Source organism: Candidatus Paceibacterota bacterium (assembly GCA_041666915.1).
Classification (GTDB): Bacteria; Patescibacteriota; Minisyncoccia; order Phycocordibacterales; family PALSA-1337; genus C7867-002.
The window spans coordinates 435,440-441,760 of sequence record JBAYFZ010000001.1 but is presented as its reverse complement, the minus strand read 5'-3'; the positions used below and the strand labels follow the sequence as shown (position 1 = coordinate 441,760).

The 6,321-nt window shown below is 43.6% G+C and carries 6 protein-coding genes; 5 read left to right on the top strand and 1 reads right to left on the bottom strand.

Annotated elements, in window-relative coordinates; all coding sequences use genetic code 11:
• Positions 1-119: 119 nt before the first annotated feature.
• The gene (locus tag WCS89_02455; GenBank protein MFA6554348.1) at positions 120-542 is read right to left on the bottom strand and encodes a hypothetical protein; all 423 of its coding nucleotides are present in this window, start codon (positions 540-542) and stop codon (positions 120-122) included.
• Between the two features lie 469 nt (positions 543-1,011).
• On the opposite strand from WCS89_02455, the gene WCS89_02450 reads away from it, so the two are divergent.
• The 5 genes from WCS89_02450 to WCS89_02430 all read left to right on the top strand — a co-directional run bounded on the left by WCS89_02450 (position 1,012) and on the right by WCS89_02430 (position 6,165).
• The gene (locus WCS89_02450) at positions 1,012-1,410 is read left to right on the top strand and encodes a hypothetical protein (GenBank protein MFA6554347.1); all 399 of its coding nucleotides are present in this window, start codon (positions 1,012-1,014) and stop codon (positions 1,408-1,410) included.
• A gap of 305 nt (positions 1,411-1,715) precedes the next feature.
• Positions 1,716-2,672: a hypothetical protein gene (locus WCS89_02445; protein ID MFA6554346.1), complete on the top strand. Its 957-nt coding sequence runs from the start codon at positions 1,716-1,718 to the stop codon at positions 2,670-2,672.
• A gap of 11 nt (positions 2,673-2,683) precedes the next feature.
• On the top strand, positions 2,684-4,147 hold the full coding sequence (locus WCS89_02440) for a hypothetical protein (protein ID MFA6554345.1): 1,464 nt from the start codon (positions 2,684-2,686) through the stop codon (positions 4,145-4,147).
• 27 nt (positions 4,148-4,174) lie between these two features.
• A complete protein-coding gene (locus WCS89_02435; GenBank protein ID MFA6554344.1) occupies positions 4,175-5,797 on the top strand; it encodes a CHAT domain-containing protein in 1,623 nt (540 codons plus the stop codon).
• On the top strand, positions 5,794-6,165 hold the full coding sequence (locus WCS89_02430; protein ID MFA6554343.1) for a hypothetical protein: 372 nt from the start codon (positions 5,794-5,796) through the stop codon (positions 6,163-6,165). Before WCS89_02435 ends, WCS89_02430 begins: the two co-directional genes overlap by 4 nt.
• The last annotated feature ends 156 nt before the right edge of the window (positions 6,166-6,321 follow it).

Genomic DNA, 6,321 nt, shown 5'->3' with positions numbered 1-6,321 from the left:
CAATTACGAAAGAAAGCAGTGGACCAGAAAAAAGATGACGCCTGTCGAATACAGAAATCATCTTTTAGCCCGGGTCGAGGGTTAGAGGGTTCCAATGTGTCTACTTTTTAGGGTACAGATCACCCAAAGAGACGCAACGTGGCTGAAGCTAAATTTAGACTTTGTGACAGGCTCATATTTTCAGGTTCGATAGGCATGCTTTCCAGTTTTACACCAGATTTGGACTTTTCCAGGATGAAGAACGGTTCCCTGGCTTCAATTATAAGTTTTTTGTCTTTCAAAATTAGGTTCGATCCAAAAGTTGCAAGCATCTGTTTTTTGGTCTTTATGTTTCCTTTGGCAAATCGTTCCTGTGCGGTGCAGGCAAATTCAAAGGTATGTTCGGAGAGTTTTAGTTGTTGCTCAATCCGCTTTCCTGCATCACGAAGCAATTCCTCCAAAGCAGCCTTTTCTTTGAGTAGCTTGCTACGCCTTTGACCGTACTCCTCATTTGATAACTGGCTCCCATCGGCGTTACTAGGCGAAGTCTTTAGCCCAACCAAACTGTCAATTTCCTGTATGCAATCCTGATATGCCTTCTGACGTTGCCATTGCCATCGCGGGTTGGGTAATACGTCCCGGCATACGCGCCAGAATGGAAGGTGGTCATTAGCAATCCACCCACACCTCCCGCCCCCTGCATCGAGCCGCTCAGGTCCGTGCCCCAAGTGTGGCTCCTCGTCAGGTTGTTGTTCTGATCATACTCGGCAGCCACGTTCCAACCATGATAGGCAAAACGCAGGCTGTAGGCTAGAGACCAGAGGCTGGCGGATGCATTCCAGTTGCTCACGGTTTTGCTTACCCGCCGGTGCTGCCAGTCATACACCGGCACAATGGTTTGTCTCGGCGCTCCGGAACTGGTAACGGTGCTTAAAGTTTCAATCTTTGTCAGCCGATTTTCCCCGTCCCAGGTAAAGTCAAACCGCCCGTCATAGCAATCTGGCTGACCGCGTTTGGAATCGAATTGCCAGTATGCGATCCAATGCGGTGGCGATGTTTATTGAGCCAGGCACCAATCTTATTCGTGGAGTCGTGCAGGTTCTGCATCCGGAATTAGCCCCAACAGACGCAGGGCAAAATTATAGCAACGACCCCATTTCGGCCTATTATTCAAATGACCCTTATGAAGGCGAGTTGATGGCCCTGTTTCTTGATCTGTTTGGAAATTGGCCAGTACCTACCGTGCGCGAGGCGCTTTGGCAAAAACAACGGATTGCAGCCAATTTCATGATTGAGGGAACCAACATTGGTGAACGATACGAAGCTAGCCTCAAAAGAACAACCCGAGTGCTCGCTTTAAAGTATCCATCATCCAGTATCGTTTCGCAGAACTGTTGTACTCATTTGCAGCACAACAGTTTTCTATATTAAAATGGAGATTAGATAGCACCCCTCTTTTGAAAATTACCGCAACTCCACCCCAAAAAATTTTATTGCTATGGCATGCGAGCCCAGGAGTTGGTGAGCCTTAATGTCAATCACCTGCGCTTCAAGCCACCCGTACTATGTGCGCATTCACGGGAAAGGCAACAAGGTGCGGACATGCCCTTATAGACACGCGAACCACCGCACTTAGTATTGACACAATTGAATTTATACTAGACAATTCACAAGATTTTGTGTTTAGAATCAAGACGTTGTGTAGTATCATTAATGTTTATAAAACGAGATACTCAATGAAGATGAGTCCTAAGGCCATTGCAGCCAAACACATCATAAAGCTGGGTCTGCCAGCCCCGGTGGGATTTGTAGTCAACAGATCGGATTTGTCCTCAATTTGCCAAAACTTGAATCGTCATCCTAAAATCGATTACTGGCATCTTCGATCCGATTGCATAACAGACTGCTTTTTACAAAAAAGGGTAAGCAATACTGCTGATCTGCCCGTCTTACTTTCAAAAATCTTCACCCGTGCCCCCAGTGTAAGCATCATTGTCCAACAGCGAATTGAATCTTTCGTGTCTGGTGTGATAGCAAAAACAGGATTCGGTTTTTACGTTGAATACATCGTTGGAGGCTTGAAAAGCCTTCTGAGGGATGGGGTTACACCATCACGATTGGCTTTAGAAAAAAACGGAACAATATTTGCCTGCCAATATAATACACAAGAGTTTTGGTACAAATGGGAAGGTGAAAAACTGATCAGGTTTCCACAAATAAAGACTCCGATACTCGGAAAACGAGAACTGAGAATTCTTTTAAACGCTGCATGTAAATTTAGAAAAAACGCAGTTTACGAATGGATTCAGGATTATCAAGGGCGCCTTCATTTTCTCGATTTTAAACAGATGCCAACCAATTTTCTGCGTAATAAACAAAGTTTATTAATCGGCATGGAAAATGGTACACTTTCAACACTTTCGACAACAATTCTGCAAGAGACGACGGACAACATTGGAATACATGATAAGGGAATTATTTTGCTTCCTAGGCCTCTTCATATGTTTATGGATATTGTTGTTCCCAATGCTACAGGGCTTATTTGTAGGAAAGGTGGTTTGCTTTCTCACTTAGTAGTTTACGCATCCTTGTCAAACATACCATGTATGATTTCTACAAAAAACTATTCAATTTTTCGAAAGTCTATACAACAACAAAACAAAAACTTGCTGATACCCACCTTTAAGGTATAATAAAAAAACCAATGCCAAAAGTCTATATCGCAGCTGCATTTCGTCGCTTCTCCAAACGCCCGAATAACGCAAGGGAGTATGGTGAAATCCTCGATCCTGCTTACGTTCAACTTCTGGAAAAGATCGAGGATGTTTTTCTCGCATTCGGATTTTCAACCTGCTTGCCACATCGAGATGAAGGAATGTGGGGAAAAATTTACTACGATCCTGGCGCAATTAGTGCCCTGTGCTTCCGACATGTCAATACCAGCGATTTCATTTTTGCTTTGGCTGAAGAAGGTCGCGGCGTTCATCTAGAGTTAGGTTACGCAGTTGGCTTAGGAAATAAGCAATTGATTCTCATGCACAGGAAAGATTCAGAACCAAGCACCCTACTACGAGGATTTTCCGAAGATTCAAGCCCGTGGACAGGAATTCACAAAGGCCTTTGTAAGGCTATCACATATCCTTATAATAACACAGATGATTTACTTGCAAAGCTAACGGAGATTCTTCGTTCTAAATATGCACCCTCCTCCCTCCAAACAAATAATGCAGACCGGACTCTGTTCGGATTAGTCGATGTTGGTTCGCACACGATCAAGCTAAAGGTTTTCCGCAGTCGAGTTGGTGCATATTCCATTCCAATCCATACTGATAAGAAATCCTTAGGTATAATGGGTGATGTCCTTCAGAATGGTGAGCTTTCTACGGAGTCTATCGACAAAATTGTGAATCTTTTGAAGACATGGAAAATGGACTGTAATCGTTTGGGTTGTAATAATTTTATTGTAACTGGCACAGCCGCATTAAGGAAAGCTAGGAATGCAAGTAATCTTGCATCTGCAATAGAGAAGGAACTCTCTTGGTCTCTTAAGATAATTATGCCTGAAGATGAGTTGGATTATGTCTTTCAGGGTGTTAAATCGACCTTTGAACCTGGATTACCTTTGGCTGTTCTGAATTTAGGAGGGGGATCCGTCCAAGTAGGGTTAGGAGATAAATATAAGCCTTCCAGTCGGTTTCTTATTGATTTTGGGACAAGACGGATAACGGATAAGTGGCCATGGCATAGTCCTATGACCGACGAAGTCTATTTGCAAATGCTTACGGAAGTACGGACTAATATATTGAATTTTATCAAACCCTGCAAAACCATAGCGGTTCGCAAATTAGTACACACCGGTGGGGAACTTGATTTCATGCTCCATTGCCGGTTACCGTTAAAACTTTCAAAATTCTCCTCCATACATGTTTCCGAAATACTTGTAAAAGATTTTGCGCGTTTTTCCATGGAGTTCTCGCGGCTTAGTCCAGACTACGTAGCTAAGGAATTCGGTCTCGATCCTTCCTGGGTAAGCGGGTCTGTTGCGTCAAATGTAATTGCCCTAGCTATAGCTGAAGCACTCGGGGTTAAAGCAATAGTTCCAAGCAACCTAAATGTATCTGATGGTCTTTTAAGTGAAGCTATGCAATCACCACCAATGTTCACATAATCCTGTATTGAAAGAGAGAATTCTAGAATGCAAGATCAGATTTTCCAAAGGTTTCAAGCGCTTCGATTATTGCGAAAAGGTGTGTCTGAGCTTTGTCAGCACCACCTTAATGCTTTGAATCTTTTTCATGCTGGTGATGACCTCACCAAACCTTTTAAAGCAAATACTAAACTGAGCGTTTTTGCACACTTAATGCCAGACTCGACTGAAAAATCAGAATTACAAAACAATGGTAAAATCAGCATTGCATGTACAGTTACTTGCATTAAATCCATCCTGAGGTGCATAGGGTTCCCATTGGAAATGAATCTAGATTACACGCAAATATTGACGCGCCTCGATCAATGTTTAAAGAATAAGGATTTGAATACTGGAGAATTGCTTTCCGGCAATCCATTTACAGTGGGACTGCTACTTCCCATTCTTAAATCTTTTCCATCGCTTACCACTTCAAATCTAATTGTTTCCTCTTGTATTGAATACGCACGAAAAAGTATCAAGAAGGGTGGTGCCCGAATAGCTACCTTTCCTGAGAGTGGCTACCATAAGGCATGCGAACCATGTCCTGCGGCCCTTGCATTTGGAGGGAACCGTTGTGAACTTATTACAAGAAGTCCAGAATACATTTCCGAATCCGATCTTATCCCGCGCAAGGACATGCCTGCTCGTTACGCGCAAGTGAGTGAGTTATTGGGTTCTTTGATTTTTCCTGATGCAGAAGCAACACAATTCTTCAACCGAGTACATGGACTCCTAGAATTGCCGAATCAATTACCAGTTTCATTCTTTGTCGAGGAGGACTGGGCAACCTTACCAGTTGAAGTAACACAGTTACCTGCGTCCAGACAACCCCTCTGCTGGGAGCAACCGTTGTGCCGATTAATAGTGGGTTCGACTCCGCGTTGCGCGTGGTCGGCCCCTAAGGATCGAGGTTTGCGGGTTCTCCTCATTTGTGCCAATGTGAGCGGATGTATTAGTTGCCAACTTGATGGTTGCCAAACCAACCAACCGGTAGTTTCTTCTTTAACTTCCTTGGAGGCCGAGATTGAATCTCTGAAAGACATGTTTGAAACATACAAACGCACATATCCAGCAAAGGTGTCCTGTGTTCACGTCGTGGAATCAGATCAGTGTAGCAAAGAAGTTATAGTCACCACGTTGCAGAATCACACATGGGACATTGTTCACTTTGCTGGGCACGGTCAAATGTGTTGGCGAGAAGGTATTCGTTGTGGCTGCCTTCTCGTAAAAGGCAATGAATCCCGTTTTCCGTTTGGCACTTCAACTGTTAACGTATTACCAACCGAAACGCTAGTTGCAAGTTTATCTGCAAAATCTTTTAACTCTCTTGTCTTCTTTAGTTGCTGCAAATCAGTTGATGCCGGAATGGCACACCTTGTTGCGGCGACAAAGGAATGCGAAGTCGTTGCTTTCCAGGGCTCCGTTGAAGATCAGGCCGCCGCTGAGTTCAGCCGTGCGTTCTACAAAGAACTGCTGTACAGCTTAGAAGGCAATGAATGTGACGTAAGAGCAATTGCATTAAAGGCGCGCTTGAAGATGTTGTCTATGGGTTTAGAATGTCAAATACTAAGTAGAATAGTGACAGTGTGCATGTCTGATCGTGAAATCGACGCTACAAACGTAATATGAATGATGTTATGTGTTATTTCTATGCTGGTCTAATAGGGGCCTTTGCTCCTGAATTGTTGCGTTGGAGGAAACTGCTTGAGTCTGGTCGGAAACGACCTAAGGCGAAACAAATCAAGCTTATGTTATTTTCAGTTGTTTATTCAGTCATTGGCGGTCTTCTGGCGACTTTGCTTGCAGATTCAGTTCCAGCGGCAGTTTATATTGGGTGTTCCTGGCCAGCATTTCTTTCTGTTTTTGCGGCAAACGCAAGACGGGGGCGTGGAACAGAAAAGTGCCATATGCGGTTTCGTGCAGTGAATGATGATTCTGTTGACAATAATAAGTCCGCTGGCAACTGTTGGTCGGACTTTGATGAGGCACTGCTATGAATTTGTTGACTGCAGAGCTACCAACAATGGTCCAGCCCTCATAATATATATTGCGGTATTGAAGAACTGCTGAAAAGAGAACAGCTTAGGTAATATAATTAAGATAGTATTCCTTTTCCGTTTTAATCCTGCCAGGGTCTCATGGGCAGTTAAAAA